Raw genomic sequence first — 25,514 nt, 5'->3', positions numbered from 1 at the left:
TGTGGGAATGCAATGATCCAGATTCCACCCCCATCATTCAACCATAGAAAAATTCCCTCCTCACATAAGAAAATGTTATGGGAAAGAAGATGGGCCAGCGGCCGGAATTCAGGGGAACGGGCAGGCAGTGAGGAATTTCAAAAAAAGCGTTCCCTCCCTTACGGCCATGGTGGCGCTGGAAGCGGCGGCACGGCACCAGAGCTTCACCCGGGCCGCGCAGGAACTGGGCGTGACGCAGGCGGCGGTCAGCCGGCAGATCGGCGCACTGGAGCAGGATCTGGGCACCCAGCTTTTCGTGCGTGGACACCGTTCGGTTGAACCCACGCCAAGCTGCCTGATACTGGTGGCCACACTGTCAAAAAGCTTTTCCGAAATCATGCACAGCGTGGATTCGATCCGTACCGTCACCCGTGACGAGGTCGTGACGATCGGGACAAGCACGGCCTTTGCCACGCTATGGCTGATCCCCCGGCTGACCGAACTGCACCAGTGCTTTCCCTCCATCCAGATCCGTCTGGTTTCCCAGGATTCCCGGCGGGATCTGAACATGGCCGAGGTGGACGTGGCCGTATGGTTCGGAACCCCGTCTGCCGAAAATGGAAAAATGCTTGGATCAAGACACGATTCGATCTTTCCCGTCTGTTCCCCGGCCGTTGCGGCCCGTTTCGGGACCGCGGAGCAGTTTTTCCGCGCGCCATCCGGCCTGATCGAACACGATACGTCAAACCGGGAATGGAATTCCTGGAAGCAGTGGTTCGCGCATGCCTGCCCTGGCGTGAAAATTCCCGCGGCCAACATGCGCTTCAACCATTATGCCGATGCACTGGAGGCGGCCAAGGCCGGGCAGGGTATCGTGCTTGGCTGGGATGTCCTCGTGCAACGCTACCTGCGGGCTGGATCGCTTGTCGTTCTGGGGGACAGGGCCGTGACACCCGACGGGTGTTATAGTGTCATCATTCCCCTGCGGGACAAACGCAGCGGCCTGAGCGAGCGCGTGGCCAGCTGGATTGTCGAAAACCTTTAGGGATACATGCTCCACAAGCACAGGGCGCGCCTTTTCGGGGAGGGCGCCCACATAACGCCCGGGTGCTGGCGGGCAGGTTCCGTACGCGGTTTCTGACCGGCAGGGAAACCGTTCCGCAGGCCCGGAGCCTGTCCGCCGTAGGGCAGGGCCTACGGTGACAGGGATGATCGCCCGGTTCTGCCCCCGTTTCCGGCATTCATGGGCCGGAACGCGTGGACTGGCGGCAGCCCCGTCATGCGGGCGTTGAAAATCAGGCTTCGGAAGATTCCGTGCCGGACAGTGCCTCCTGCGCCTTGATGCGTTTGCGTAGATGGTCCGCGATTTCATGCGCTCCGCTGTTCAGGATGCCAAAATACCGTCCGATTGTCGCCCGCAGGATCTTTTCATCCGGCAGTTCACCCAGTCCGCCCAGAAAGGCTTCTATCGTGATGCTGATGAAATGGTCCCCGCTGTCCCTGCTTTCCTTCAGCCAGAATTTGCAGCATTTGTTCTGTACATTGAAGGAATTGACGGCCTCAAGGAGTTCCGTTGCCGGCAGACCGTAATCTTTCCGCGAGATGAAATTGAAAATACCCATCCGGAAATAGGACGGATCATTTTCATACAGGAATATGAAAAACCGTCCGGCATCAGGGACAGTGAAAAAGACATCACCATCATCATCTATCTTTGCAACGGAGCCCAGTTCTTCTTCTACTACATTTTTATAAATCTTCTGGAGGGCTTCTTTTTCCTGGGTCATGCCTGTTTTCTGAACAATAGGATTTCTATCCGGGTATCAAATGAATCTGGATACCACCTGTCATCCTGAGCAGGCCATTCATGGCAGGCAATGCAATAATCTGAATTGGAACAAAAAGGAAAATCTATAAAATCAGGCGATCACGGGCCCTGCGGACTGGCGATGATGGCGGGCGGCTTTCAGTATCATGTTCCATATCCGCGACGTGGCGGCCCGGAAGCCCCAGATGACCATTGAAGGCCCGCATGGGGCGGACAGGTAGCGGGACATATGTTGCGCGAACATACCTGCATATTCCGTTATCAGACCGGATTGAAAATTGCGTGCATGCGATGCAGGATATCCGTGAACGGCAGATGATGACGGATGCTCCGGGCAGTCGGCACCGGTCCTGTCCTGTGCATTCCTGTGCAGGACCCGTGGGCCGCGCCACGTCGGGAGCAGTTTCGCAAGCACAGGAAGCGGTGATACATGGGGCCTGAAGTCAGACGTATCCAGACCGATGAACGGCCATCGGACAGGGCGGATGTTGTCATTATCGGTGGCGGCATCATCGGTGTCAGCACGGCATATGCCCTGGCCCGTCGGGGTGTTTCCGTCATCCTGTGCGAAAAGGGATACATTGCGGGCGAGCAGTCCAGCCGGAACTGGGGCTGGGTGCGTCGTAACGGGCGGGATCCGCGTGAACTGCCCCTGATGATGGAAAGTTTTCGCGTATGGCACGAATTCGCCACGCGCGGGCTGGACACGGGTTTCGATGTCTGCGGTATCCTCTCCATTGCCGGAAGCGATGCCGATCGCGCCCGCCATGAGCAGTTTGTCGAGGCGGCGCGGCCGTTCCAGATCGGCAGCCGGATTGTCACAGGCAGCGAGATACGCCAGATCCTGCCCGGTTATGAGGGCACGGCGCGCACGGCGCTGTACAACCCCACGGATGCCCGTGCCGAGCCGCAGCGTGCCGCCCCCGCCATAGCCCTGGCCGCGCGCGAGATGGGTGCCGAGATCGTGCAGAACTGCGCGGTCCGGGGTATCGAACGCGAAGGCGGACGTGTCTGTGGCGTGGTCAGTGAACTGGGCTACATAAAAACAGGCCAGGTTGTCGTGGCTGGCGGGGCGTGGTCGCGGCTGTTCTGCGGCAATCTGGGCGTGGACCTGCCACAGCTGAAGGTGCTGGCATCCGTATGCCGTACCGCGCCGGTTCCGGGCCTGCCAGAAACGTCGGCCTATCTTGGGCCGGTCGCCTATCGCAGGCGTGACGATGGCGGATACAACATTGCCGCGACCGTGGGGCTGAGCGCACCCATCGTGCCCGACACGTTCAGGCTGGCGTGGCAGTATGTTCCCGCATTCCTTGCGGAATACAAGGCCATTCGCCCGCGTCTGGACAACAGGTTCCTGACGGAACTGATGACGCCACGTAAATGGGCGCTCGACATGCCGACCGTGTTCGAAAAGACGCGGGTGCTGGACCCGCGGCCAAATGTCAGGCTGACGCGCGGCATGGTCGCCCGGCTGGAGAAGATGTTCCCCGCTGTCGGCCCCATCCATATCCTGCAGCACTGGGGCGGCCTGATTGACGTGATGCCCGATGTCGTGCCGGTCATCGATACGGTGCCCGAAATACCGGGCCTGACAATCTCGACCGGCTTTTCCGGCCATGGCTTTGGCATCGGGCCGGGGGCTGGGCAACTGACCGCCGATCTGGCCACGGGGAAGACCCCGGTGGTCGACCCTGCCCCCTTCCGCCTGCGGCGTTTTACGGATGGCACGAAGTTGCGTGTCATCGGCGGGTTCTGATATCCGGTAAACCGGAAGTACCTGTCGGAACGGTTACAGGGTCATGATCTTGTCCAGTACATGTTCCGACATATTCAGCAGGTGGGCCCGGACGTATTCCACCGCCAGGATGGGGCTCTTCATTTCGATCATCTGAATGATGCCCCGGTGCTCGCATGCCCTTGTGTGGGTCACGCCCTCATATTCATTAACGATTTTTCGTGCGCGTGCGATATGGGACATGGCGACGGCATGCATGTCGGCCAGCGCAGCGTTGCCGCATTCCGTGACCAGGGTTACGTGGAAATCGTCGTTAAGGCGGTAATATTGCGCCACGTCATGTTCCTGTATGCACTGGTCCATCCTGTCCTGCAGGGCGGACAGTTTCTCCACGGCTGTCGTGGAACCGTCCTGTGCCAGCAGTTCCGCGGCAAACTGTTCGATACTGCGCAGGACCTGAAAACGGTCGGCCAGGTCGGCACTGCGGACCGGTGTGACCGTCGCGCCGGAGAAGGGGGTGATCGTGACCAGCCCTTCGCGTTCCAGTTCCTTCAGCGCATCGCGCAATGGCGTGCGGGACACGCTGTATTCATGGCACAGTTCCTGTTCCGGCAGGCGCTGCCCCGGCCCCCACATCCCGTTGATGATTTCCGTCCTGAGCTGCCGCAGCAGCCCCTTCATCAGCACTTCGCGGTTCGGGGCGCCTTCGCGGGTTTTCTTGTCGTCTGTCAATATGTTCATGATGGTGTTTCCATACCCCGTTTTTGCATGTGCACACAGGATATTGCTGCCGGCCGCGCCGGTTCCGGGCAGCATGTCCCATCACATGCCGGGCTGGTACGGCGTGTCGTATCGCCTTCCTACAGCGTTCCGTAGCGGATACCCAGCGTGCGCAGCCATGTCCGGTATTTCTGACCCATAAGGTCGGTCCGGTGATGCAGTTCATGGCGCAACTGGGTGGGTATGCGTTCGGGGCGCTGGGTTTCAACGATCTCCCGGTCCTGGTTGAAGACGACATCCGCACGCTCGCGCACCGCGTCTGGGGTGGGTGTGGGCGTTATGTCGGTTGCCGAGCAGATGCGCACGATGCATTCCGTGGCGCTCAGTGGCTGGACGGTAAACAGCGTTGCGAAATATTCACTATCATCGTCAACCGGCGTGCCGTTTTCATCCGCCTTCAGTATCCGTTTTGAAAAATGCGCCAGGAACGGCCGCAGGCATTTATAGGTATAGAAGCCGACAACGGGTATGCCGCGTGCGTCGCCCCATGGCTGGAAGACCCGCACTTCGGATGACACCACACCTTCTTCCCCGATCTCGACATCATAGGGTGCGATCTCGTCCGGGTTTTCCATGACGCCATTCAGCCCGGCATGCACGAAGGGGAAATGCGTGGCATCGACAAAATTTTCTATGGCTCGGAATCCGTTGGCAGCATAGGCATAGGGGCCGCAATGCACTTTCTGGAATCGCGGGTCGTCCCATTCCGGAAACGGCGCGATCTCGCCCGGCTCAGTGCCCAGGCAGACCCATATGAACCCGTACTGTTCCTTTACATGATGGGTAAAGGCATGGGCCTTGCGCATTGGCGTCTCACGCGGGGCAGCCGGGATCAGCGTGCATTCCCCCCGGCTGTTATAGCGCCAGCCATGGTAGGGGCAGACAACCTGGTTATCGCGGATGCAGCCTTTTGACAGGCGTGCGCCACGATGGATGCACAGATCCTCCCATACATGCACGGCGCCCCCGTCGTCGCGCCAGGCAATCAGGTCGCGGTCCAGCAGGCGGACCGGTGTGATCTGCCCTTTTTCAAAATCCGATGCATAGCCAACCGGAAACCAGTCGTTCAGCAGGACGGCGTCTTCACACACGGTGGGCAGCGTTTCGGGAAGCGCAGACATCAGTGACTCCGGGAATGATAATGAGGATTACGATATGGTATACAATATGGGCGGATGCGCAATGAATTCCTTTGGGCCCATGATTGGATGAAGCCGGAAGCGGGTTTTTATGCCAGACAACATGCTTTGTTTATTCTGTAAAAATACAAATAAATAATGGAAATAGGGGTCTATTTAACCATCTTCTCAGAAGACGTTTCCCGGAGGGGCGGAGAATGGCTTTGGGTCCGGATACGCGGGGAACCTGATCCCCTGAAAGGTCGTTCTTGCGTATCGTGGTTAATTGTATACGATACGAGAGGTAAGATAAACCTGCCACGCATATCACCGCGATATGGAAACGAGGAGCATCCCATGTCATCTGCCCGCCCGTCATCTGATTGTCGCGTGGCCATTGTCGGCGGGGGGATTGGCGGCCTTGCCCTTGCCTGCGCACTGGAACAGCGCGGCATCGGGTACCGCCTGTTCGAACGCTCGGCCCGACTGGGGGAAATTGGCGCAGGCGTGCAGATGACCCCCAACGCCGTAAAGGTCATTCGCGCGCTGGGCCTGCTTGACGGGCTGAAACAGGTCGGGTTCCTGCCGGATTCACTGATTGGCAGGAACTGGAGATCGGGCAAGACCCTGTTCCGCACACCGCTGCGTAATGCGTGTGAACAACTGTATGGCGCCAGTTTCTTCCATGTTCACCGCGCCGACCTGCATGAACTGCTGCTGTCAGGTGTGCAGCAAGAACGCATTACGCTGGGCAAGGCCTGCCAGAGTGTCGAGCAGCGGGCGGATGGCGGTGTCATCCACTTTACCGATGGCGACAGCTTCCGGGCCGACCTGGTCGTGGGTGCGGATGGCATTCATTCCGCTGTCCGCAACAGCCTGTTTGGTGCGCAGCAGGCACGGTTTACAGGACATATGTGCTGGCGTGCCGTCGTGCCTTTTGATGTGATGCCGGATTTCGTATCGCCGGATTCCTCTTTCTGGATGGGACCGAAGGGGCACGTGGTCACCTATTACGTAAAGGGCGGAAAGGCGGTCAATATCGTGGCCGTGCTGGAAAGCCGTGACTGGGTGGAGGAATCATGGAACCTGCCCAGTTCACGTGATGAACTTCTGGCCGCGTTCCATGGCTGGCATCCAAACATCCAGAAGCTTTTCCAGCGGGTGGACACCACGTTCAAATGGGGACTGTTCGACCGGGACCCGATGGACAGGTGGTCCGTGGGCAACGTGACGTTGCTGGGCGATGCCGCGCATCCCATGCTGCCCTTCCTGTCACAGGGGGCGGCCATGGCGATCGAGGATGGTTATGAACTGGCACGCGCACTGGCCGCACCCGTGCCCGTCAGCGATGCGCTGCAGGTTTACGAAGCATCGCGCAGGCCGCGTACCCGGCAGGTCCAGCTTGAATCGCGTGAGCGGGGACGTACCTATCATCTCGCATCGCCACTGGAGCAGATCATGCGGGATGTCAGCTACAAGGTTCGCAATTTCATCAATCCGCACAAGGGGGGCATCAAGGCCAACTGGGTTTATGAATATGATGCGACCGCCGTACCTGCCGCCACGGCATCTGCCGCATAAAGAAGTTTTTGGTGAAGCTTTGTTCAAGAAGCTTCAGAGAACGCCGCCTTCGTGAAAAAAGGCGGCGCCCGAAAACCTGTATTATCTGCCAGTCTGTTATTGGAAATTCATCCCGTGGCAGATCAGGCCACGGCCATGAAGCGATGCGCGTCATAGATCGCGGCATGGATATTCCTGCTCGCCACGGCATCCCCGATCCGGAACAGCTGGAATTTTCCCGTGGCATTTTTCATGATGGTCTGTGGCCTGATGGCGGCAAAAGACCTGTAGTCCACTGCGCCTTCGTTGACTGAAAGCGGCTTCAGGGCAAAATACAGTTCATCCATGGGCTGGGCGCCACTCTCGATGATGACCTGATCGACTTCCTTTTCGGCCCGTTCCCTGGTGTATTCATCAAGAAAGATCGCTGCCAGCCTGTTGCCCCGTCGCTCCAGCCGTTCAAGGCGAAGATTGAGCGTGATTTTCGCCCCTGCCTTACCAAGGGCACGGAAATAGGCGGGATAACTCGTTGCGCCAATGTCCGGCGCCAGCATCCTGCCGGGGGTGACGACCTCGATCTCCGACCCGGCATCAGCCAGGAATTCGGCAACCGTCATTGCAGGGTGCGAACCGTTATCGTCGTACACCAGAACCGATTTTGCGGGCTTTACACTTCCGCCCAGAATGTCCCAGCCTGTCGTTGCCAGTTCCGCGCCGCTTTCAAGACTGGCGATGTTCGGCAGGCCGCCCGTTGCAATGACCACGATATCGGGATTTTCAGCCAGCACATCGCTTTCCTCCGCGTAGCGGTTGTAATGGATGTCAACGCCAAGGCGCGCGCACTCCGCCACCCGCCAGTCCACGATGCCGAGAATCTCGCGCCGCCGCCTGAGTGCGGAGGCGAGCAGGATCTGGCCGCCGGCTTTCGGTCCGGCCTCGAACACGGTGACATGATGGCCGCGCTCCGCCGCCACCCGCGCGGCTTCCAGCCCGCCGGGGCCGGCGCCCACGATTACAACTTTCCGGACCGGGCCCTCGGTTGCGGATACCACCTGCGGCAGAAACCCTTCGCGTCCCGTCGATGCGTTGTGAACGCAGGCGGCCGAACCCGCCGGATAGATGGAGTCGATACAGAACCCCATGCCCACGCAGGGCCGGATCTGGTCCTCGCGGCCGGTCATGATCTTGCGGGTGATGTGGGGGTCGGCAATGTGCGCGCGCGTCATTGCAACCATATCCAGCTTTCCGCTGGCAATGGCATGGCGCGCGGTGGCGACATCCTGTATCCGCGCCGCATGGAATGTGGGTATGCGGACCTGCTGGCGGACTTCCCCGGCAAAGTCCAGATGCGGTGCGGCCCGGGTGCCCATATTGGGGATGACATGGCTCAGGGCCTCATCCGTCGCGACATGGCCACGAATGACATTGACGAAATCAATCATTCCGCTTGCGGTCAGGCGCCGGGCGATCTCAACGCCTTCGTTGCGGGACAGGCCCCTGTTCCAGTCCTCGTCGCACACCATGCGCACGCCGACGATAGGGTCATTGCCGATACGCCCGCGGATTGCCGTCAGGATATCCATGACCAGACGCATGCGGTTCTCAAGCGAACCGCCATAGTCATCGTCACGCCTGTTGGTTGCGGGGGACCAGAAATGCGCGATGAGATGGGACGCGCATTCCAGTTCCAGTCCGTCGAGCCCCGCTTCCTTCACGCGCTCCGCACAGTCGGCATAGGCGGCTATCACGCGGTCGAAGTCCCAGTCCTCCATCGCCTTGGGATAGGCCAGATGGGCGGGCTCCTGCACATGGGATGCGTCAATCATGGGCAGCCAGTCGCCTTTGTTCCAGTTCGTCCGGCTGCCCATGTGGGTCATCTGGATCATGACCGCCGCGCCATGGTCATGAACGTCGTCGGCCAGTTCCCTGAGCCATTTCACGCATTCATCCTTGTAAAGCTGGATATTCCCGAAGGCCTGGGGGCTGTCGATATCCACCACCGATGATCCGCCAATCATTGTCATGGCCATGCCGCCCCGGGCTTTTTCCGCGTGGTACAGGCGGTACCGCTCCTTTGGCAGTCCATCCTCGGTGTAGCCGGGTTCGTGTGCTGTCGACATGATCCGGTTGCGCAGCGTGAGATGCCTGAGCTGAAAAGGCTGGAGGAGCGGATCGTTCGTCATGTCGTTCATTTCCCCTGGGAGGTGTCTGCCGATCCTGCGCATCTGGCGATCCTGCCGATCGTGCTGCCCGGTACTGTCCGGCCGGGATGCGCCCTGGTAAAGCCCAAACAGATTCATGGTGGCATGAACTGATCCATGCCCATGACGGTGGATGAGGGGTGAACGCGCCTGCTGCGAGCGCCGGATCAATATCCATCGGTTTGACTTCCATGGCATATCGATGGGAACATGCAGCAGCATGGCCGCAATGGCGGTAGAGTAAAAAGTTGTGACCAATGAGACAGGACAGCCTGTTACTCCGCAGGGCAATTCCCTCCCTTCACAGTCTCGTCCTGTTCGAGGCCGTGGCCCGGTACCTCAATTTTTCAAAGGCCGCTACCGAACTCTCCATTACCCAACCGGCAGTGAGCCATGGGGTCAGGCAGCTTGAGGCATCGCTGGGTCATGCCCTGTTTGTAAGGGAACGGCGCTCACTGACCCTTACCACGCAGGGGCAACGCCTGTTTGCGGCTGTTTCCGGCGGGTTTTCCGCGATTGCCGAGACACTGGACGACATTGCCGGCGCATCCCGGCGTGATACGCTTGTTGTCAGCACCTCCACGGTCATGGCGACCGAATGGCTCATGCCGCGCCTGTCGGCGTTCCGGCAGGCTTTTCCCGAACTGATGATCGACCTGCGCAGCCTTGACCGTGATCCTGACCTTACGGCGAACAACATTGATGTCCACCTGCGCCTTGGTGACGGGAACTGGCCTGACTGCGAAACCTGCCGGTTATGGCCCGAAGAGATATTTCCGGTCTGCAGTCCCGCCTACCTTGCGGGCAGGCAGCCACTCACGGCCATTGCTGACATACTGGGCCACCAGCTTATCCATTATATCGATCCCTATCGTTTCAGGATCGGCTGGGCGGAGTGGCTCCGGGCCGCAGGCGTGGAAGTGCCCCGGACAGTGCCTGCCTTCCTGCAGGTGAACGACTCACTGGTGGCGATGAAGGCCGCTGAAAACGGGGATGGCATTGCCCTGGGCTGGCGTCCGGTCGCAGACCGTGCACTGGCGGAGAACCGGCTGGTCATCGCATTCGACAGTGTGGTGAAAACCGGCCGGCATTTCTATGCCGTGACAGCAAGCCCCCCCAACCGAAGAAAAGCCGCCCTGACCTTTCGGGACTGGCTGGTGGACAGTGCCCGTCAGCCCTGACATTGCGACAGCACCGACAGCACCGACAGCACCGACAGCACCGACAGCACCGACAGCACCGGGCAGAAACGGCGGGAGACGGGGCTGTTGCGGGTGAAAATCAATATCGGGACAGCACGCCGCATTCAGGACCGTGACCGGGGCCGTGAATCCGGTTCAGGCATGAAGCTGGTCCAGCGCGGGCAGGATCAGGGAGGTGCATGCCCTGTCGTGCCCCGTCCCCCCACGAATGGCCGGACCGGCATGGGCCGTGTGCAGGTCGATTCCCGCCAGGACCGGATCAGCCCGGTCGTGACCTGCCGCAGGCTCTCGCGTTCCTGTATCAGCCGGCTGGCCTCGCTGTGGCGTATGGTGTCGTTCTGGCTGAACAGGGCGGTCTCGTATCCCATCTGTCGTGCCATTTCGACATCGGGCATGGATGACAGGGGTGCGTAGGAAACCGGCAGGCTGACCTGCTGGCTGGCTGTGCGGCTGGCATCGGCGCCCAGCTCGAAAACGGGCGCGGTTGTCAGGGCGCCAACCGTAAACTGGCCCCCTTGGGTAAAGGTGCCCGATAACTGCAGCGTGACATCGCCCGTTATGGTACCCACGACGGGGTCGGCCGCCTGCTGGCCACATTGGGCCGCGCGTATGCCACGGGCAAAGCGTGCGGCCTGTCCCGCCGTCCAGTCCCCCGCGTGGGAGACCGATATCACACCCGCCTGCGCCAGCGTGGACTGGAGGGTTGTCATGGCCGCCGGGATCGTGGTCTGCACGCGCCCTGCATGCGAACAGGCACCCAGGCATGTGACGGATGCCAGCATGAGGGAAAGTGTATATTTCATGTTCCAGCTGTCCAGTTCAGGGGAAACCCGTGTCAGTACCTGAATGCCCCGGCATTGCCCGTGCAGGGGGACGGGATGCCGGAAAGGGGACGGGGCTCGCCCGCCACATCCGCGCGTCCCGGGCCTGCATGCCGTTAGGCCAGTCCTGTCAGGTAGGTGGCATTGGCGTCGATCAGGGCATCCCAGTCCTGGCCCGTGGGGGTGAGCGCGCCAGCGGGCAGCAGTTGCCGCCATGCCAGCCCATGCGCTTCCATGATGCGTGAGCGGACCCAGCGCCATGTCGCTTTCTGTCGTGTGCCCCATGTCAGCAGGGTGACGGTATCGGTGTCCGCCGTGCCGGTATAATCCCACAGCAGCAGGCAGTGGCCGCCCGCGCTGCCGGGGGCGGGATCCCCCCGCCATGCGGGGGTCGCGGTGTCCCATATCGGGGCAAGGGCGCCGTTTGCATCCGTCCACATATCCGCCACGGCAAGCTGCACGCCAAGATAGGCGGCGCAAAGGCCCGCGGTAATGTTGCGGATGCCGTTCAGGTCGGCCGCCTCGGCACTGCCCCAGAGCGGGAACAGCGTCTGATCCGCCAGTGCGTAGCCGACCTGCAGGGCCGTGGTCAGCACATCCACTTCCACCCCGCCATGATCGGTTGCGGGATTGCCGGGGGTGTAGCCGGTTGAGCGGGCGTAGAACCGCAATGCATCGGCTGTGGTAATGGCCACCTGATAGCCCCCCAGCGCTGCGGTGGCGCGGATATGGTTGCCGATACCGGCGGCCGTACAGTCGCCCACCGTGTCGTTTCCCAGCATGAGGGGGGCGGGATCGGCCTGGTTGCGGACCAGCCGGGCGGGCGCCCTGCGGACCATGAAGGCCCGCATGGCTGAAAGGCATGGCTGGCCCGCACGGATGCGTGCGGGGCGGCAGCCGAGTTTACGCAGGGTCATTGTTCCTCAGGTATCCGCAATGCTCCGGAGCCGGGGCGGGCTGGACGGAGGTGGATCATGCGCCCCATCGGGGCGGGGTGGGGACGTGGCCACAGGTGGGTGACCACCATGGCATGAAAGGCGGTATCAGGCCGCCGGGCGTGGGTCGGGCTGTGGGTTTCGGGATACATTCCTGCAATGCGGCCCGTCAGCCTGGAACATCCCTGTTCCGGTTCTGAATCCATCGAACCGGATGGCGCTGTCATCACCATGAATGCACCCGGTGGAAACGGCAGCAGCACGCCGGTTCAGGTCGGCATTCCTGTCCAGCAGCCTGCTGTTGCCTGGCCGTTCAGTGTCACGATGGCTGTAGTCATGGCCGACAAAGGTAGGCAGAGTGCTGTACCGCTGGTACAGTCATGATACATATCCTGACAGAATGGTAATGGAACGCATGAATCCGTAGCCGTAAGGTTATCAATATTACACATTTATATTAAATAACGGAATTATCATCATGTTTTCCAAAAAATCATGGTAAAATAATATTTTCTTCCCGCTTTCAGGTGAAATATACCTATCCAGCATGCAGGCAGCAAAGAAAATGGCATCCGTACGACGACGGTCCACATGCCCGAAGGGTCAGTTTATTAAATATTGTTACGGTTAAGGTAAGAATGCAGCACGCCTGCCACGCATGCAGACAGGCCTGCGCACGCCATGCGGGGCAGATAATGGCGGAATACCGGGAGGGGATTTTTTAGTCCCCATGGCTCATATTCGGCAGATATACGCCGCATGAGACCAGTGCAGGGCTGCTGAAAACGGGCAAAACAAAAACCCACTGTACATGATCATTGACATCAGATCGTGTTTTTTTTATGGCAGATTTTGTGGCGTTCATTTTTTCAAATAGAAAACCCCTTAATATTTAATTAAAGGCTCAGGTCATGTCATTTGACAGTATCGTTCTACCCAATTCAGATACGCTCCATCCGCATAATGGCCGTCCGGCCAGTTCCCCTATCTCTCCCGTCCGCAGTCCGGTCAGGGGAATCGCGTTCGGTCTCGCGCTCAGCATGCCGTTCTGGGCACTCGTGGCCTTTGTAATCTTTCGTTAGCGCAGGCCGGGTCACCTTTCCGCAGTCCCGGCCGCACGCTCCGGTGCCTGTTTTCTTCTGCGGTCTGCATGGCGCGGTGCTGCCGTCGTTCGCAACGTTTTTCCCGCATGTACGTTTATGACGGAGCGGGAGAGAGAATGCCGGTCCGGAACACGGCGCCGCACGGTTACCATTTGTAAAAGGTGCATGAATGGTATGCCGGATCATGTATCATGATGGGTATCGTCATTGATCCGGAAACGGACTGAACGCCCCGACTGCGGAGTAGCAAGACAGACATGACCATTGATCAGTTCGGTGCGGAACGAATTTTTTCTTCAATGGCTGGCATGCCCCGGCGGGGAGCGGAATGGATGCTGGTGGCGCTGCTGCCACTGATGGGCCTGTCGGGGTGTGGCTACACGGATTCACGCGCGGCGCACCGCGCCCAGCTGAGCATGCTCGGAATCAGCAGCGAAGACGTGCAGACCTGTGTTGGCATTCCGGACAAGATAAAGAAGATAAACGATAACGTTCAGATATTTGAGTACACCCGTAGCATTAATATTCCGTCCACCAACGATTCCACCCTTGTTCCGCTACAGACGGTGGTAAATCTGACCGAAACCGCCCTGGGTGGCGCAGGCAAGACCTGTGTGGTGGATATCCGCTTTGAAAATGACAGGGTGACGCAGATACATTACAGTGGTGATGATGATGAAATCATCGGTACGGACGGTGTCTGTTCCACTGTCGTGCGGGGGTGCGTGCGCCAGCCGCTTCCCACCATGAAGCATGTCAGGAAAGGTCCGTTCGGACCGGTCTCCGGCTTCTATTCCCCCAGGATCAGGCCGGAGACCGGGCCGGCCGTTGTCTCGACCCCCGTCTCGCCTGTTCCCGCCACGGTCACGACCGCTGTGAACCCAGCCACGCCAGCTTCCGCCCCTGCGGGCAGGTAGCTGACCCGGCCTGTCCCCGGGCAGAGATGGGCAGGGGCAGGATGATCTGCCCACCCACGCCGCTTGCCCTGGCGTCCCCGTTATTCGGCATGGACGGGCAGGAACGGGGACTGGCCTGTTATTCCGCCGATTTGCGACCGAACATGTAGCTGCCGACCGAGAACGCGGCGAGGATGAGGAAACCGAATACCTTGCAGTAGGTCGGGATCCGGTTTTCATGCAGGCGGACTTCACCCTTCAGCCCAGCCAGGTGTTCCGCAATCTGCTTGTGCAGGTCGGCCTTGTGCGTATGCAGGGATTTTTCCACGCTTTTGGCGATATCCTGAATGTCTTCAGGGCTCAGTTTGCGGAGGTTTTCAGCTGCGCTCATGATGGCGTTCGTCCTGTTCTGTTTCATCCCGGCCCGCCACGGGGGCGGGCATCCTGTCTTTAAAGTCGGTACCGACCCGATCGTTTTCAAGGGATGGAATAAAACCGGTTTCCCTATAAAACGGGGCCGACCATTGCCAGCACGTTGTTCCATAACACGCGGTAGGCGGGCCAGTGCATGACATCCTCCAGCGTGACCGGCCGGGATGCGTCCGTGTAGCCTTGCTGGCGGGCGTGGATGGTGGTGGTGAACGTCTTGTCGACCAGCAGGATATTGTTCTCGAAGTTCAGGTCGAAGCTGCGCCTGTCCAGATTGGCCGAGCCGATCATGGTCATGTGTCCGTCCACCGTCAGCGCCTTGGTATGCAGCAGCCCGTGCGGGTATTCGTACAGGATGACCCCGGCTTCCAGCAGTTCGCGGTAATAGCTGCGGCTTGCGCCCGCCACGATCCATGAATCATTGCGTCGGGGCACGGTCAGGGTTGTCTTCACGCCCCGGCGGGCCGCGGCGCACAGGGCGGCCTGGATCGGTTCGTCGGGCACGTAATAGGGGGTGGTGATGGTCAGTTCCCGCGCCGCCGCGTTCATGAGCGAGACAAATACCTCCGGCATCGCGGCGTATCGTACGGCAGCGCTGGTACCAATGACCTGTGCGACAAATCCCTCGCCCTCCGGCACGGTGGCGTGGGCAAGCAGGGGGGTCAGGTCCTCATCGGTATGGGCGGTCCAGTCGGTTGCGAAAAGATGCTGGTTCTGCAGGACCACCGGGCCTTCGAACCGGGCGACCAGATCAACCCATGGCGCGAAACGGGCCTTTACGCGGAAGGCGGCGTCGGCACAGTTCTGGCTGCCGCAATAGGTAATCCTGCTGTCAATCACCACGATCTTGCGGTGGTTGCGCATGTCGAACCGCCCGCGAAAGGGGCGTTGCAGCGGGTTGCCAATGGGCAGCGCGCGCACCAGCCGCACCCCGGCGGCCGCCATGTCGGACCAGTGGTGGCTATGGACCAGGCGGCGGGATCCAAGGTCATCGGCCATGACCCGGCAGGTTACGCCACGGGCGGCCGCGCGCTTCAGCGCCGCGACAACCTTCATGCCGTTATTGTCGGCCAGCCAGATATAGAAGCTGATATGTACATGCGCCCGCGCCGCATCGATATCGGCCACGATCGCGTCAATCGCCGCGTCCGAATCCGCCATCAGGCTGGCCGTGTTGCCGCCCATGGGCGGGTAGCCGCTGATGGACTGCCCGACCCGGAACAGCGGGGCCAGGCGTGGATGCAGGCCAAAATCCCGCTCGGCATCGATCAGGGCCTCACCGGTCTTGCCGGGAATGGGCAGCTGGCGGATCGCGCGGCGTATGCGCACCATGATGTGCCGGTTGAGATGGGTCTCCCCCAGCAGCAGGTAGGCCAGCATGCCCACGATGGGCAGCGAGCCGATAATGGCGACCCATGCCACGCGGGAGGCAGGCTGCCGGTGTGGCCTGAGCAGGACGCGGATGATGAACAGGACCTGAAAACTGATGGTGGCGGTCGCGCCCACCCAACCCCATTGCATGCGCCAGATCCCGTGCCCTGATTACCTGAGAAGGCGGCAGCGTATCGCCTTGGGGCAGGGGCGACAACCGCCAGCCTGTGCCCATGCGGGCAAGCTATGCCGTGGGCGCGGCATGGAGTATCGCCGCGGGGGCATCCGGCCCTTCGTCCATCACCGCACGCGCGGTGGCGATGGCGGTATGGAGCTGTGCATGGATGTTGTCTGCCCCCACCACCGGCGTGATGCGATGGCGGTCCATGTCGGCCCGCAGATAGGGACTGACTCGTCCGAAAATGACATGGGTCCCCGCCTGCCGCAGCGTGGTGAACAGGTCGCGCAGGTCGCTTGCGGCGGAAAAGTCGATATCGGTAATGGCGCTGGCATCAATGACCAGACAGGTTACCGGGGTGGGGGCATGGTCGACCAGCAGCCGTACGTCGCGCCCGAAGCGTGCGGAATTGGCGTAGAACAGGTCGGCACAGAAGCGGTAGACAATCAGCCCCGGTGCCGTCTCCTGCCCGGCTGTCACGTCAAAGGGTTCCAGCAGGCCGGAATGCGGGTCATGGCGCAGGATCATGGTGTGGGGCTCATAGCTGTGGCGCACGTGCCGGAACAGCGAAAGCGCAATGGCAAGGAAAATGCCCTGTTCTACCCCGATCCCCACCACGGCCGCCGCCGTGACCAGCGCCAGACCGTATTCGCCGGGGCTTTCGCGCCATATGGCGCCCAGTGCCCGCAGGTCGATCATGCCCAGCGCCACCGTAAAGACGATGGAGGCCAGCACGCAGCGCGGCAGGTACTGCAGCGGCCCCGTCAGGAACAGCAGCACAAGCATCGTGACGGCCGCAAAGGTCACCTGCGCAAGCTGGCTGCGCGCGCCCGCGCGCACCGCCATGGCGGTCTGGGTCGGGCTGCCGTTGACGGTAAAGGTGCCACTCAGCCCTGCCATGGCATTGGCGGCGCACAGGCCCAGTATGTCGGCGTTGTCATTTACGGGGTCATGAAAGCGCACGGCAAAGGCGCGTGACGTGGCCGCGCTCTGCGCAATGATCACGAATACGCACGACGTCGCGACCGGCAGCAGTGCCAGCATGTCGTTCCACGCCACATAAGGCAGGTGCAGGCGCGGCAGGCCGCTTGCGATCGGGCCGATGGTCTCGACTCCGTAGCGTGACAGGCCCAGGGCGGCACTTGCGGCCATGGTGCCCATCACCATTACAAGCGGCAGGGGCGCGCGGGGCGCCAGCCGTTCTCCCGCCATGATCGTGCCCACCACGATGGCGGACAGCAGCATGGTGGGCAGACTGGCCTGCGGCAGGTGGGCAAGTGTCTGTACCAGTTGCACCACGGTGTTATGCGCGGAGGCCGATACGCCCAGCATGTCACGCAGCATGGCCAGCGCCACCTGCACCCCAACCCCGGCCAGAAAGCCGACCAGAACCGTGCGGGAGAGGAAATCCGCCAGGAAGCCGAGGCGGAACAGGCGCGCCACCAGCAGGAAGGCGGCGCTGAGCAGGGCCACCATGCTGACCAGCGCCATGTAATAGGCGCTGCCCGGCACGGCCATCTTTTCCAGCGCGCTGGAAAAGATGGCGGCCGTGGCGGAATCCGCCGCCACCACCAGATGCCGCGACGCCCCGAACCCCGCAAACGCCAGCAGCGGCAGCAGCACGGTATACAGACCCGTCACGGTGGGCATGGCGGCGATGCGGGTATAGCCCAGCACCTGTGGAATGTTCATGGAAGCCAGCGAGAGACCCGCCACGATATCGCGCAGCCATGCGCGCATCCTGCCCGGCCGGGTCTGCCCGCCCGGTGTGCCGGATCCGGTATCGTCCGCCCCTGTCTGCATCGCGCCTGGTACCACCCTTCATGTTCCATGCCAGCGGGCCATCAGGCATCTGGTCCGTAACGCCGGACATATCCGCAAAGGTGCGGGCCATGACAAGAGTGCGCGCAGGGCACCGGCCATGTCCTGCCGCCGTGTACCCGGCCGGCCGGGAGCTATTGCAGGTGTTCGCTCCCGTCATCCATGTTGTTCAGCAGGGCCTGTGTCAGTCCCTGATGGGTGCGGATCAGGGTGACGTTGTCAGGGTTCAGGCGGGGGATATCCTTGCCCCGTGCCCCGGTATCATCCAGCCTTTCGACCGTCATCTGGAAAGCGGTGATGCCCATCACGAAGTCCCGCGCCGACAGGCCGTACTGCAGCAGCAGGGGCTGGAGCTGCGGCATGGCTTCCGTGCGCCGGATGGTGGCGACCAGCGTCATGTTCCTGGTCTGGGTGGGGGGAATGATGTGGGCCATCCTGATCTGCCGTGTCAGGGGCAGCATGCGGGCAAAGAAATCCTTCGGGAGTTTGTACTGCGCCACGGCGCGTATGTCCTGCTGGACCGCTTCATGCACCGCGCGTTCCATCTCGGCCTTCTGCTCTGGCGTGGGGCCGTGCCGGGGCGCCTGCTCGTCAGCCTGCTGGGCGGCGGCGGGGCGCAGGGTGCCAAGAGCGAGAACGCAGGCCGTGGCACCGATCAGGGCATGCAGGCGGGTGGGGAGCATGGCGGATGATTCCATCTGTCCTGTCTGGTCAGCCACCGCTGTGGCGCAGTGCCGATGGCTTTCATGACGATTGTGCTGGATGGGCCAGTCCAGTCAATACGGAAGGTGCCGGCCTGCCGCACACAGACAGAGGGGGCCGGCTAATGTCCAGACCAGTGGTGGGGCCGGAACGCTGGCGGTTGATGGCAGCCTGTTCGTCGCCCCAGTTACGGTGAAGTCCGGCGCCATGCTGGAAGACCGGGATACGGTAGGCGGCAGTATTGTCGTCGATCAGGGCGCGGCCCCGCAGGGCAGGCGTGGCGGCACTGGCACGCTGCCGGTAAATGGCAGCCTGCGGCAGAAGGCGGGATCGACCCTGCTGGCCAATGGCGGCCAGGTGGCGGTGATGGGCCATGCACCAGTCGTGGATGGGGTAGGGCGCAACTCGTGATGTTCCCGAACATCATGGGCGCCTATCGGGTTCTCAGCGCGACGCAGGGTGCCAGTGGAGCCTGTGCGGTGCCGGATGCAGGGCTGAAAGCCGTAACGCGCAACCGGATTGATATCGGTGTGTCCTGTATCGGGCAGTATGGCGAACGCTTTGCCGATAGTGGCATCCGTGGGAGGCTCCGGCTGAAATTCCGGACTGCCCCCCGGGGCCCTGGCCAACAGGCCGTGCCAAACTGGGCGGTCATGTAGGCGGTATCACGTCCATGTGATATGTGGATCACATGTTGCCTGCCTGCCTGTATCCTTCCTCCCTGCCCTGCTCCATGATGCAGGGGGCATGATGCTGCCCCCCGGCGCGATCTTCCACCACCTGCGGCAACAGCCGTTCCTGGTGTGCCTGATGGTGGTGGGGGCGTATGCGGCGGTCGTGATCACGGGGCGCTGGTTCGGTCCTTTTGTGATTGCCCACAGGGATATGGCCCATCAGGTCGGGCCGGACATCGTGGCGGATGAATCGTGTTTTGACGGGCAGCGCGTGCCCGAGGCCGAGCGCGCGGCGCTGGATGCCGTCGTGTTCCTGTATGTGGAAGGTCCCGATGGCAGGGCCGACAGAAGCGGTACGGGGACCATCATCCGCAACAGCCGCACGGCCGAGGGACATGATCGCATCCTGACGGTGCGGCATGTGGTACAGCATGCGCTGGAGACGCATGGCAAGATCCGTGTCATCAACCGGTATGGCAAATACCTGGGAGAAGCCAGGCAGGACCCGGCCACCATCCTGTCCAAAAGCCGCCTTGCACAGGAGGTGGAATCTGCGGTGGCCGGCATGAATGGGGACGGTGCTGTGCTGCTCGACATGGTGGATGTCAGGGATTGGTATGACACGATCAGCGGGTTGGAGATCGCGCCGGTGTACCGGGGTATCCTGACAGGGTGGTTTTCCGATCCCGCTGCCCTGATGCCGGGAATATCCGGTGCGGCGCTCCTTAATGACCATAACCGGATTATCGGGGTTGCGCAGGCGGCGGCGACAGGCAACCGATATCCCCCTACGTTTCACGCGCAGATAACGGTCCATGACATCCTGCGGTTTCTTAAACCCCATCAAAGGGAAGAAGAGACCGTCCGGTCCGTTTCCTTCTACCATGGAGCCAACGCCTATTTCATGCCGTTATCCGGTCCGGGCGTGCTGGAGACCCTGAACCTGCAACCCGTCATTGCACCGTCGGAAGGGGGGGAGAATGTCCATGTCTTCGGATACCCGATGGATACGTGCGTCGCCTATCACGGGCAGGTCTATCCTGAAGATTCCAGACCCCTTATGGGGATACCGAACCGGTTGCATGTCCTGCTTGGTTTCTGACGCTGGAGTTGGTCCATCAGGGGCCGTGCCCCTGATCCCGCCAAAGGTCACGGATTTTTGGGAACCGGCATCCAGGCCCGGGACTGTCTGGTATGAACCAGCTTTGTGCCAGGGTGGCGCTTGAGGTTATTTTCTAAAAAATGAATGGCGGACTCGAAAGGATTCGAACCTTCGACCTTCGCCTTCGGAGGGCGACGCTCTATCCAGCTGAGCTACGAGTCCACTCCCGCCTGCATACATCGGGACCGGGCTGAATGCCACCCCTCAAATCACGAAAAATCATTGTGGTGCGATCCAGTCCATCCAGCCCGGTGCGATGGGAAGCGGGGCGCTGCGTCCTTTCTGCTCCGCCATCCATGCTGCCGCCGCTGCATCGCCGCCTGATGGCAGGAAACGGTCGGGATGTTCGATCCAGCCTGCGATGTCCGCCGTTATCCGGCCCCCTTCGCGGCTGCGCAGGAGCAGGTGGTAGCCGCCGGGGCTGTAATCATGCCGTGTCGTGGCGGGCAGCCGCCGCCATGCCCGTGCCATGGCCGTGGCGGGAATGATCTCGTCATGGCCGCCATAAACCACCAGTACACGACCATGTACATGCGCGCAGGCCCCGGCCGCCCGGTGCATGAGCTCTGTCAGTCCCGCCAGCGCCGTAGTGCCGGTATCACGCAGGGTCAGCGGGTCATAATACAGGCGCGCCAGGGCCAGCATGTCATCGGCGGCGGTGACATGCACGGGCAGTTCATGCCCGCTCAGCCGCCCGCGTGGCGCCATGGCGGCCATGAGATGCGTGGTGAGGCGCGTGCCGCCATCCAGATCCCATAACGCCGGGGCAAGCAGGATGTAGCCCGCCACCGGGGGGGCGGGGCCATCGGATCGTGCTGCCATAAGCGTGGCCAGCGCGCCGCCCATGCTCTCGCCCATCACATACAGCGGCACGCCGGGATGTTCGCGCCCGATGGTGGTGAGCAGGCTGGTAACGGTCCGCAGCAGGGCATCCGTTCCCACCCAGCCACCGCGCTGCGCGGTCTGGCCGAAGCCGGGCAGGTCGGGGGCGATAACGGTCAGCCCCGCGGCGTTCAGTGCGGGTGCCGGGCGTTCCCACGCATCGCGGCTGTCGTTGAAGCCATGCAGCGCCACGATCACAGCCCGCTCAGGTCCCTGCGCGGACCAGACCCGTAGCGGCACGGCCCCCATGCCCGCCACATCGACCATGCGGTCGGGCGGAACCAGGCGGGCCAGTTCCGGGTGGCGTGCCGGGGCGGCGGGGGTGGGGACTTCCCGCGTGGCGCACGCCGCCAGCAGCATAAAAAGCGCTGGATAAAGCAGGCGTGACAGGCGAATGTTTGAAAGCACGGCAATCCTGCGTATCATCATGACCCAGCGCATGATCCCTTACCGGCGGGATCAATGCAAACCCAAGCCGGACAACAGCCCGAGGCCCGTATACCATGCAAGCCCTGTCCCCCGATCCCGTTCCGCACCCGCGCCTGGGTACGATTGAAACCATTGTCGTCGATTCGCGTACCCTGTCCTGTGATGGCGGACTTGGCGCGCTGGGGCATCCGCGCGTTTTCCTGCGCATCGGCCATCACCAGACATTCTGTCCCTACTGCTCGCGGCTGTTCGTGCTGAACCCCGATGCGCCAGCGGGCAGCGAGCACTGATCGCATACTGATACATGTCCAGCGACAAGCAGGTTCACCTGATCCTGGTGGATGGTTCGGGCTTCATTTTCCGCGCCTTCCACGCACTGCCGCCCATGACCAGCCCCGACGGTACGCCCGTCAACGCGGTCTATGGCTTTTCCAACATGCTCTCCCGCCTGCTGCGCGAGCATGCCGGCACGCATCTTGCGGTCATCTTTGATGCAGGGCGGCATACGTTCCGCAACGACCTGTATGGTGAATACAAGGCCCATCGCCCCGAACCGCCAGAGGAACTGCGCCCGCAGTTCAGCCTTGTGCGCGATGCGACCGCCGCCTTCGGCGTGCCGGCGCTGGAGGAAGCGGGATGGGAAGCCGATGACCTGATCGCAGCCTATGCCCGCAAGGTGACCGATGCGGGCGGGCAGTGCACCATCTATTCATCCGACAAGGACCTGATGCAGCTCATCCGCCCCGGCGTGATGATGATGGACCCGATCAAGAACCGGCCGATCGGACCCAAGGAGGTCGAGGCCAAATTTGGCGTGGCCCCCGATCGCGTGGCGCAGGTACAGGCCCTGATTGGCGACCCGGTGGACAACGTGCCCGGCGTGCCGGGCATCGGCCCCAAGACCGCATCGGCGCTGATGGCGGAATACGGGTCGCTGGACGGCATACTGGCCGGCGCGGAAAGCATGAAGGCGTCCAAGCGGCGTGACAACCTGCTGGCCCATGCCGACATGGCGCGCCTGTCGCTGCAACTGGTCACGCTGCGTGAAGACGCGCCGTGCCCCGAACCCCTGTCCGACCTGGCCTGCTGTGATGTGGACATGGAGCGTCTGGGCGCGTGGCTGTCGGATATGGGGTTCTCCTCGCTGCTGCAGCGCATGGGGCTCAAGGCAAAGCCACGCCCGCGCATTTCCGCCCATGTCACGCCAGAGGGACTCAGCCAGCCTGCGGGTGAACTGCCCCCCATCCCGCCCGAACCCTATGGCGGGTACGAAACGGTAACCGACCCCGAAGTGCTGCGCAAATGGGTGGAGCAGGCCCGCACCAGCGGGGTCTGCGCGGTGGATACGGAAACCGACGGGCTTGACCCGCTTACCGCCCCGCTGGTCGGTATCTCCCTTGCCCCGCAATGTGGCAGGGCATGCTATATTCCGCTCAGGCATCAGGTGGGCCTGATGGACAGCCTTGGCACCCCGCAGATGCCGGTGGCAATCGCGCTGGAAATCCTTGAACCGCTGTTTGCCGACCCGTCGGTGCTCAAGGTGTTCCAGAACGCCAAATTCGACCTGCTGGTGCTGACACAGGCCGGCAGCGTCCAGCCCGCGCCGATTGATGACACCATGCTGATTTCCTATGCCCAGTCGGCGGGAAAGCACGGGCAGGGCATGGATGAGCTTTCGCGCCTGACGCTGGACCATACGCCCATCCCCTATGATGAGGTCACGGGCACCGGCCGCAACCGGGTGGTGTTCTCGCAGGTGGATATTGCCCGCGCCACGCCTTATGCGGCGGAGGACGCTGACGTGACCCTGCGGCTGTGGCAGGTGCTGAAGCCGCAATTGCGCACCAGCCACGCGCTGGCGCTGTATGAGGAAATGGAGCGCCCGCTGGTGCCGATCCTGGCGGACATGGAACGCGCGGGTATAGCGGTCGATGCCGATGACCTGCGCGCCATGTCCACCGAATTCGCGCAGCGCATGGGCGTGATCGAGGCCGAGATCCACAAGCTGGCCGGGCGTGACTTCAATGTCGGCTCCCCCAAGCAGCTTGGGGAAATCCTGTTCGATGAAATGGGCCTGCCCGGCGGCAAGCGCACCAAGGCGGGGGCATGGGGCACGGATTCATCGGTGCTGCAGGACCTGGCGGATCAGGGGCACGACCTGCCGGCGCGCATACTGGCATGGCGGCAGCTGGCCAAGCTGAAAAGCACCTATGCCGATGCGCTGCTCAACCAGATCAATCCGGCGACGGGGCGCGTGCACACATCGTTCCAGATGGCGGTGACGACCACGGGCCGCCTGTCATCGAATGATCCCAACCTGCAGAACATTCCCATCCGCACGGAAGAAGGCGGGCGGATCCGCCGGGCCTTTGTCGCGGCCCCCAGGCATGTCCTGGTCTCGGCGGACTATTCCCAGATCGAACTGCGGCTTCTGGCAGATGTGGCGAACATTCCCGCATTGCGTGAGGCATTCGAACTGGGGCAGGACATCCATGCCCGCACTGCGTCCGAAGTGTTCGGCATACCGCTTGAAGGCATGGACCCGCTGACGCGCAGGCGCGCCAAGGCCATCAATTTCGGCATCATCTACGGCATCAGCGCCTTTGGCCTTGGCCGCCAGCTCGGCATTCCACCCGGTGAGGCACGGGGCTACATCGACGCCTATTTCGCCCGCTATCCCGGCATCCGCGATTACATGGAGCGGGTGAAGGCGGAAGCACGGGCGAAGGGATATGTCACCACCCCCTTTGGCCGCCGCTGCTGGGTGCCGGGCATTGCCGACAAGAGCGCCGTGCGCCGCAACTATGCCGAACGACAGGCCATCAACGCCCCGCTGCAGGGCGGGGCTGCCGACATCATAAAGCGCGCCATGGTGCGAATTCCTGCGGCCCTGTCCAATACGGGGCTTGACGGACGCATGCTCCTTCAGGTCCATGACGAACTTGTGTTCGAGGTGCGCAAGGATGATGCCGATCGTCTGGCCGCCCTCGTCAGGCAGGTCATGGAATCCGCAGCGGCCCTTTCTGTGCCCCTGGTCGTGGAAACCGGGACCGGAACGAACTGGGCGGATGCACACTGATGATGCGAAACGAACGGGACCGGTTTTTTATGCTGGTCGGGCTGGCCATCGTGGTGGTCTCTTCAATCTTTGGCTATCTGGGCTATCGCTGGTCGGACAGCGCGCCGGTGCCGCTGACCAGCTATGGCAACCCGGTGGGCGGGTCGTTCCGGATGGTCAACGGGGCGGACGGCTCGGTGCTGGACACCGATTTCCGGGGCCGGTGGATGCTGGTCTATTTCGGCTCCACCCACTGCCCCGACACGGTCTGTGGCGCCACGGTCAAGGCCATGGCGGAAGGGGTGGAGGCGCTGGGCCATGACCGTGCGCGGCTGGCGGTGCCCATCTTCATCACACTCGACCCCATGCGTGACACGTCGGACGTGCTGCGTACCTATGCGCTGCGCTACGGCTCGCATGTCACGGTCATGACCGCGTCCCCCAAGATGGTCGAGGCGGTGGCGAAGGAATACCACGCCCCCTACGTGCGCCATGAAGGGGAGAATGGTGACTACACCATGGAACCCGCCACCCAGATCGTGATCATGTCCCCCACCGGGCGGTATGAGGGCAGCCTGCCCGCCACTGCCACGGCGGCAGAGATCACGGCGCGGATGACCGAACTCATGAACGCGCAGGGCGGGCACTGA

The 25,514-nt window shown here is 61.9% G+C and carries 24 protein-coding genes and 1 tRNA gene; 12 read left to right on the top strand and 13 right to left on the bottom strand.

Going from position 1 to position 25,514, the window contains the following annotated elements; genetic code table 11:
• Positions 1-127 precede the first annotated feature (127 nt).
• Complete coding sequence (locus LDL32_RS11295) at positions 128-1,024, top strand: LysR family transcriptional regulator (protein WP_233066966.1); 897 nt, start codon at positions 128-130, stop codon at positions 1,022-1,024.
• A 250-nt stretch (positions 1,025-1,274) separates the two neighbouring features.
• Here LDL32_RS11295 and LDL32_RS11290 read toward each other — a convergent pair whose 3' ends face one another.
• On the bottom strand, positions 1,275-1,766 hold the full coding sequence (locus LDL32_RS11290; protein ID WP_233066964.1) for a hypothetical protein: 492 nt from the start codon (positions 1,764-1,766) through the stop codon (positions 1,275-1,277).
• Positions 1,767-2,237: 471 nt separating this feature from the next.
• On the opposite strand from LDL32_RS11290, the gene LDL32_RS11285 reads away from it, so the two are divergent.
• Positions 2,238-3,563 (top strand): FAD-binding oxidoreductase, encoded by a 1,326-nt coding sequence (locus LDL32_RS11285; RefSeq protein ID WP_233066961.1) that lies wholly within the window; start codon positions 2,238-2,240, stop codon positions 3,561-3,563.
• Positions 3,564-3,596: 33 nt separating this feature from the next.
• On the opposite strand, the gene LDL32_RS11280 is transcribed toward LDL32_RS11285, so the two are convergent.
• On the bottom strand, positions 3,597-4,283 hold the full coding sequence (locus LDL32_RS11280; protein ID WP_233066958.1) for a GntR family transcriptional regulator: 687 nt from the start codon (positions 4,281-4,283) through the stop codon (positions 3,597-3,599).
• 119 nt (positions 4,284-4,402) lie between these two features.
• Positions 4,403-5,443 (bottom strand): aromatic ring-hydroxylating dioxygenase subunit alpha, encoded by a 1,041-nt coding sequence (locus LDL32_RS11275; RefSeq protein ID WP_233066956.1) that lies wholly within the window; start codon positions 5,441-5,443, stop codon positions 4,403-4,405.
• Between the two features lie 354 nt (positions 5,444-5,797).
• On the opposite strand from LDL32_RS11275, the gene LDL32_RS11270 reads away from it, so the two are divergent.
• Positions 5,798-7,021: an FAD-dependent monooxygenase gene (locus LDL32_RS11270; RefSeq protein WP_233066954.1), complete on the top strand. Its 1,224-nt coding sequence runs from the start codon at positions 5,798-5,800 to the stop codon at positions 7,019-7,021.
• A 122-nt stretch (positions 7,022-7,143) separates the two neighbouring features.
• Here the strand turns inward: LDL32_RS11270 and LDL32_RS11265 are convergent, their stop codons facing one another.
• A complete protein-coding gene (locus tag LDL32_RS11265) occupies positions 7,144-9,120 on the bottom strand; it encodes an NADH:flavin oxidoreductase (protein WP_233066952.1) in 1,977 nt (658 codons plus the stop codon).
• A 21-nt stretch (positions 9,121-9,141) separates the two neighbouring features.
• Between LDL32_RS11265 and LDL32_RS11260 the strand changes: the two genes are divergently transcribed.
• A complete protein-coding gene (locus LDL32_RS11260) occupies positions 9,142-9,315 on the top strand; it encodes a hypothetical protein (RefSeq protein ID WP_233066950.1) in 174 nt (57 codons plus the stop codon).
• A gap of 143 nt (positions 9,316-9,458) precedes the next feature.
• The gene (locus LDL32_RS11255) at positions 9,459-10,382 is read left to right on the top strand and encodes a LysR substrate-binding domain-containing protein (protein WP_233066948.1); all 924 of its coding nucleotides are present in this window, start codon (positions 9,459-9,461) and stop codon (positions 10,380-10,382) included.
• On the opposite strand, the gene LDL32_RS17875 is transcribed toward LDL32_RS11255, so the two are convergent.
• The 3 genes from LDL32_RS17875 to LDL32_RS11245 all read right to left on the bottom strand — a co-directional run bounded on the left by LDL32_RS17875 (position 10,373) and on the right by LDL32_RS11245 (position 12,141).
• The gene (locus LDL32_RS17875; RefSeq protein ID WP_255673813.1) at positions 10,373-10,507 is read right to left on the bottom strand and encodes a hypothetical protein; all 135 of its coding nucleotides are present in this window, start codon (positions 10,505-10,507) and stop codon (positions 10,373-10,375) included. The two genes, LDL32_RS11255 and LDL32_RS17875, sit on opposite strands and share 10 nt — an antisense overlap.
• A gap of 63 nt (positions 10,508-10,570) precedes the next feature.
• The gene (locus LDL32_RS11250; RefSeq protein WP_233066947.1) at positions 10,571-11,206 is read right to left on the bottom strand and encodes a hypothetical protein; all 636 of its coding nucleotides are present in this window, start codon (positions 11,204-11,206) and stop codon (positions 10,571-10,573) included.
• A 134-nt stretch (positions 11,207-11,340) separates the two neighbouring features.
• The gene (locus tag LDL32_RS11245) at positions 11,341-12,141 is read right to left on the bottom strand and encodes a hypothetical protein (RefSeq protein ID WP_233066945.1); all 801 of its coding nucleotides are present in this window, start codon (positions 12,139-12,141) and stop codon (positions 11,341-11,343) included.
• A 1,378-nt stretch (positions 12,142-13,519) separates the two neighbouring features.
• Here LDL32_RS11245 and LDL32_RS11240 point away from each other — a divergent pair.
• Positions 13,520-14,179, top strand: a complete 660-nt coding sequence (locus LDL32_RS11240; RefSeq protein ID WP_233066942.1) for a hypothetical protein — start codon at positions 13,520-13,522, stop codon at positions 14,177-14,179.
• Positions 14,180-14,297: 118 nt separating this feature from the next.
• On the opposite strand, the gene LDL32_RS11235 is transcribed toward LDL32_RS11240, so the two are convergent.
• From LDL32_RS11235 to LDL32_RS11220, 4 genes are all read right to left on the bottom strand, one after another.
• Positions 14,298-14,549: a hypothetical protein gene (locus LDL32_RS11235; RefSeq protein ID WP_233066940.1), complete on the bottom strand. Its 252-nt coding sequence runs from the start codon at positions 14,547-14,549 to the stop codon at positions 14,298-14,300.
• Between the two features lie 113 nt (positions 14,550-14,662).
• Positions 14,663-16,108: a cardiolipin synthase gene (gene cls, locus LDL32_RS11230; RefSeq protein WP_233066936.1), complete on the bottom strand. Its 1,446-nt coding sequence runs from the start codon at positions 16,106-16,108 to the stop codon at positions 14,663-14,665.
• 94 nt (positions 16,109-16,202) lie between these two features.
• Complete coding sequence (locus LDL32_RS11225; RefSeq protein WP_233066934.1) at positions 16,203-17,939, bottom strand: SulP family inorganic anion transporter; 1,737 nt, start codon at positions 17,937-17,939, stop codon at positions 16,203-16,205.
• Between the two features lie 152 nt (positions 17,940-18,091).
• Entirely contained in the window at positions 18,092-18,640 is a 549-nt protein-coding gene (locus tag LDL32_RS11220) for a hypothetical protein (protein ID WP_233066933.1), read from the bottom strand.
• Positions 18,641-18,866: 226 nt separating this feature from the next.
• Between LDL32_RS11220 and LDL32_RS11215 the strand changes: the two genes are divergently transcribed.
• The 3 genes from LDL32_RS11215 (at position 18,867) to LDL32_RS11205 (ending at position 20,435) form a co-directional block, all read left to right on the top strand.
• Positions 18,867-19,070, top strand: a complete 204-nt coding sequence (locus tag LDL32_RS11215) for a hypothetical protein (protein WP_233066931.1) — start codon at positions 18,867-18,869, stop codon at positions 19,068-19,070.
• On the top strand, positions 19,070-19,318 hold the full coding sequence (locus tag LDL32_RS11210) for a hypothetical protein (RefSeq protein WP_233066929.1): 249 nt from the start codon (positions 19,070-19,072) through the stop codon (positions 19,316-19,318). The genes LDL32_RS11215 and LDL32_RS11210 overlap by 1 nt, the downstream gene beginning before the upstream one ends.
• A gap of 88 nt (positions 19,319-19,406) precedes the next feature.
• Positions 19,407-20,435: a hypothetical protein gene (locus tag LDL32_RS11205; RefSeq protein WP_233066927.1), complete on the top strand. Its 1,029-nt coding sequence runs from the start codon at positions 19,407-19,409 to the stop codon at positions 20,433-20,435.
• 145 nt (positions 20,436-20,580) lie between these two features.
• Here the strand turns inward: LDL32_RS11205 and LDL32_RS11200 are convergent.
• Positions 20,581-20,657: transfer RNA gene (locus tag LDL32_RS11200), tRNA-Arg, on the bottom strand.
• Positions 20,658-20,714: 57 nt separating this feature from the next.
• Positions 20,715-21,818 (bottom strand): alpha/beta fold hydrolase, encoded by a 1,104-nt coding sequence (locus tag LDL32_RS11195; protein ID WP_233066925.1) that lies wholly within the window; start codon positions 21,816-21,818, stop codon positions 20,715-20,717.
• 62 nt (positions 21,819-21,880) lie between these two features.
• On the opposite strand from LDL32_RS11195, the gene LDL32_RS11190 reads away from it, so the two are divergent.
• From LDL32_RS11190 to LDL32_RS11180, 3 genes are read left to right on the top strand one after another with little or no spacing between them, the layout of a single operon-like run.
• A complete protein-coding gene (locus tag LDL32_RS11190) occupies positions 21,881-22,096 on the top strand; it encodes a zinc-finger domain-containing protein (protein WP_007397416.1) in 216 nt (71 codons plus the stop codon).
• Positions 22,097-22,110: 14 nt separating this feature from the next.
• Entirely contained in the window at positions 22,111-24,885 is a 2,775-nt protein-coding gene (gene polA / locus LDL32_RS11185) for a DNA polymerase I (RefSeq protein WP_233066923.1), read from the top strand.
• Positions 24,885-25,514, top strand: a complete 630-nt coding sequence (locus LDL32_RS11180; protein ID WP_233066919.1) for an SCO family protein — start codon at positions 24,885-24,887, stop codon at positions 25,512-25,514. Before polA ends, LDL32_RS11180 begins: the two co-directional genes overlap by 1 nt.

The sequence above is a fragment of the Komagataeibacter sp. FNDCF1 genome (genome assembly GCF_021295335.1).
Lineage (GTDB): Bacteria > Pseudomonadota > Alphaproteobacteria > Acetobacterales > Acetobacteraceae > Komagataeibacter.
The sequence above is the reverse complement of the archived record's forward strand: the minus strand, read 5'-3'. Positions and strand labels throughout refer to the sequence as shown.

Coding starts and splice junctions, on each gene's coding strand:
- LDL32_RS11290 (WP_233066964.1), bottom strand. CDS start 1,766: ATGACCCAGGAAAAAGAAGCCCTCCAGAAGATTTATAAAAATGTAGTA.
- LDL32_RS11285 (WP_233066961.1), top strand. CDS start 2,238: ATGGGGCCTGAAGTCAGACGTATCCAGACCGATGAACGGCCATCGGAC.
- LDL32_RS11280 (WP_233066958.1), bottom strand. CDS start 4,283: ATGAACATATTGACAGACGACAAGAAAACCCGCGAAGGCGCCCCGAAC.
- LDL32_RS11275 (WP_233066956.1), bottom strand. CDS start 5,443: ATGTCTGCGCTTCCCGAAACGCTGCCCACCGTGTGTGAAGACGCCGTC.
- LDL32_RS11270 (WP_233066954.1), top strand. CDS start 5,798: ATGTCATCTGCCCGCCCGTCATCTGATTGTCGCGTGGCCATTGTCGGC.
- LDL32_RS11265 (WP_233066952.1), bottom strand. CDS start 9,120: ATGTCGACAGCACACGAACCCGGCTACACCGAGGATGGACTGCCAAAG.
- LDL32_RS11260 (WP_233066950.1), top strand. CDS start 9,142: ATGCCTGAGCTGAAAAGGCTGGAGGAGCGGATCGTTCGTCATGTCGTT.
- LDL32_RS11255 (WP_233066948.1), top strand. CDS start 9,459: ATGAGACAGGACAGCCTGTTACTCCGCAGGGCAATTCCCTCCCTTCAC.
- LDL32_RS17875 (WP_255673813.1), bottom strand. CDS start 10,507: ATGCGGCGTGCTGTCCCGATATTGATTTTCACCCGCAACAGCCCCGTC.
- LDL32_RS11250 (WP_233066947.1), bottom strand. CDS start 11,206: ATGAAATATACACTTTCCCTCATGCTGGCATCCGTCACATGCCTGGGT.
- LDL32_RS11245 (WP_233066945.1), bottom strand. CDS start 12,141: ATGACCCTGCGTAAACTCGGCTGCCGCCCCGCACGCATCCGTGCGGGC.
- LDL32_RS11240 (WP_233066942.1), top strand. CDS start 13,520: ATGACCATTGATCAGTTCGGTGCGGAACGAATTTTTTCTTCAATGGCT.
- LDL32_RS11235 (WP_233066940.1), bottom strand. CDS start 14,549: ATGAGCGCAGCTGAAAACCTCCGCAAACTGAGCCCTGAAGACATTCAG.
- cls (WP_233066936.1), bottom strand. CDS start 16,108: ATGCAATGGGGTTGGGTGGGCGCGACCGCCACCATCAGTTTTCAGGTC.
- LDL32_RS11225 (WP_233066934.1), bottom strand. CDS start 17,939: ATGCAGACAGGGGCGGACGATACCGGATCCGGCACACCGGGCGGGCAG.
- LDL32_RS11220 (WP_233066933.1), bottom strand. CDS start 18,640: ATGCTCCCCACCCGCCTGCATGCCCTGATCGGTGCCACGGCCTGCGTT.
- LDL32_RS11215 (WP_233066931.1), top strand. CDS start 18,867: ATGCTGGAAGACCGGGATACGGTAGGCGGCAGTATTGTCGTCGATCAG.
- LDL32_RS11210 (WP_233066929.1), top strand. CDS start 19,070: ATGTTCCCGAACATCATGGGCGCCTATCGGGTTCTCAGCGCGACGCAG.
- LDL32_RS11205 (WP_233066927.1), top strand. CDS start 19,407: ATGATGCTGCCCCCCGGCGCGATCTTCCACCACCTGCGGCAACAGCCG.
- LDL32_RS11195 (WP_233066925.1), bottom strand. CDS start 21,818: ATGCGCTGGGTCATGATGATACGCAGGATTGCCGTGCTTTCAAACATT.
- LDL32_RS11190 (WP_007397416.1), top strand. CDS start 21,881: ATGCAAGCCCTGTCCCCCGATCCCGTTCCGCACCCGCGCCTGGGTACG.
- polA (WP_233066923.1), top strand. CDS start 22,111: ATGTCCAGCGACAAGCAGGTTCACCTGATCCTGGTGGATGGTTCGGGC.
- LDL32_RS11180 (WP_233066919.1), top strand. CDS start 24,885: ATGATGCGAAACGAACGGGACCGGTTTTTTATGCTGGTCGGGCTGGCC.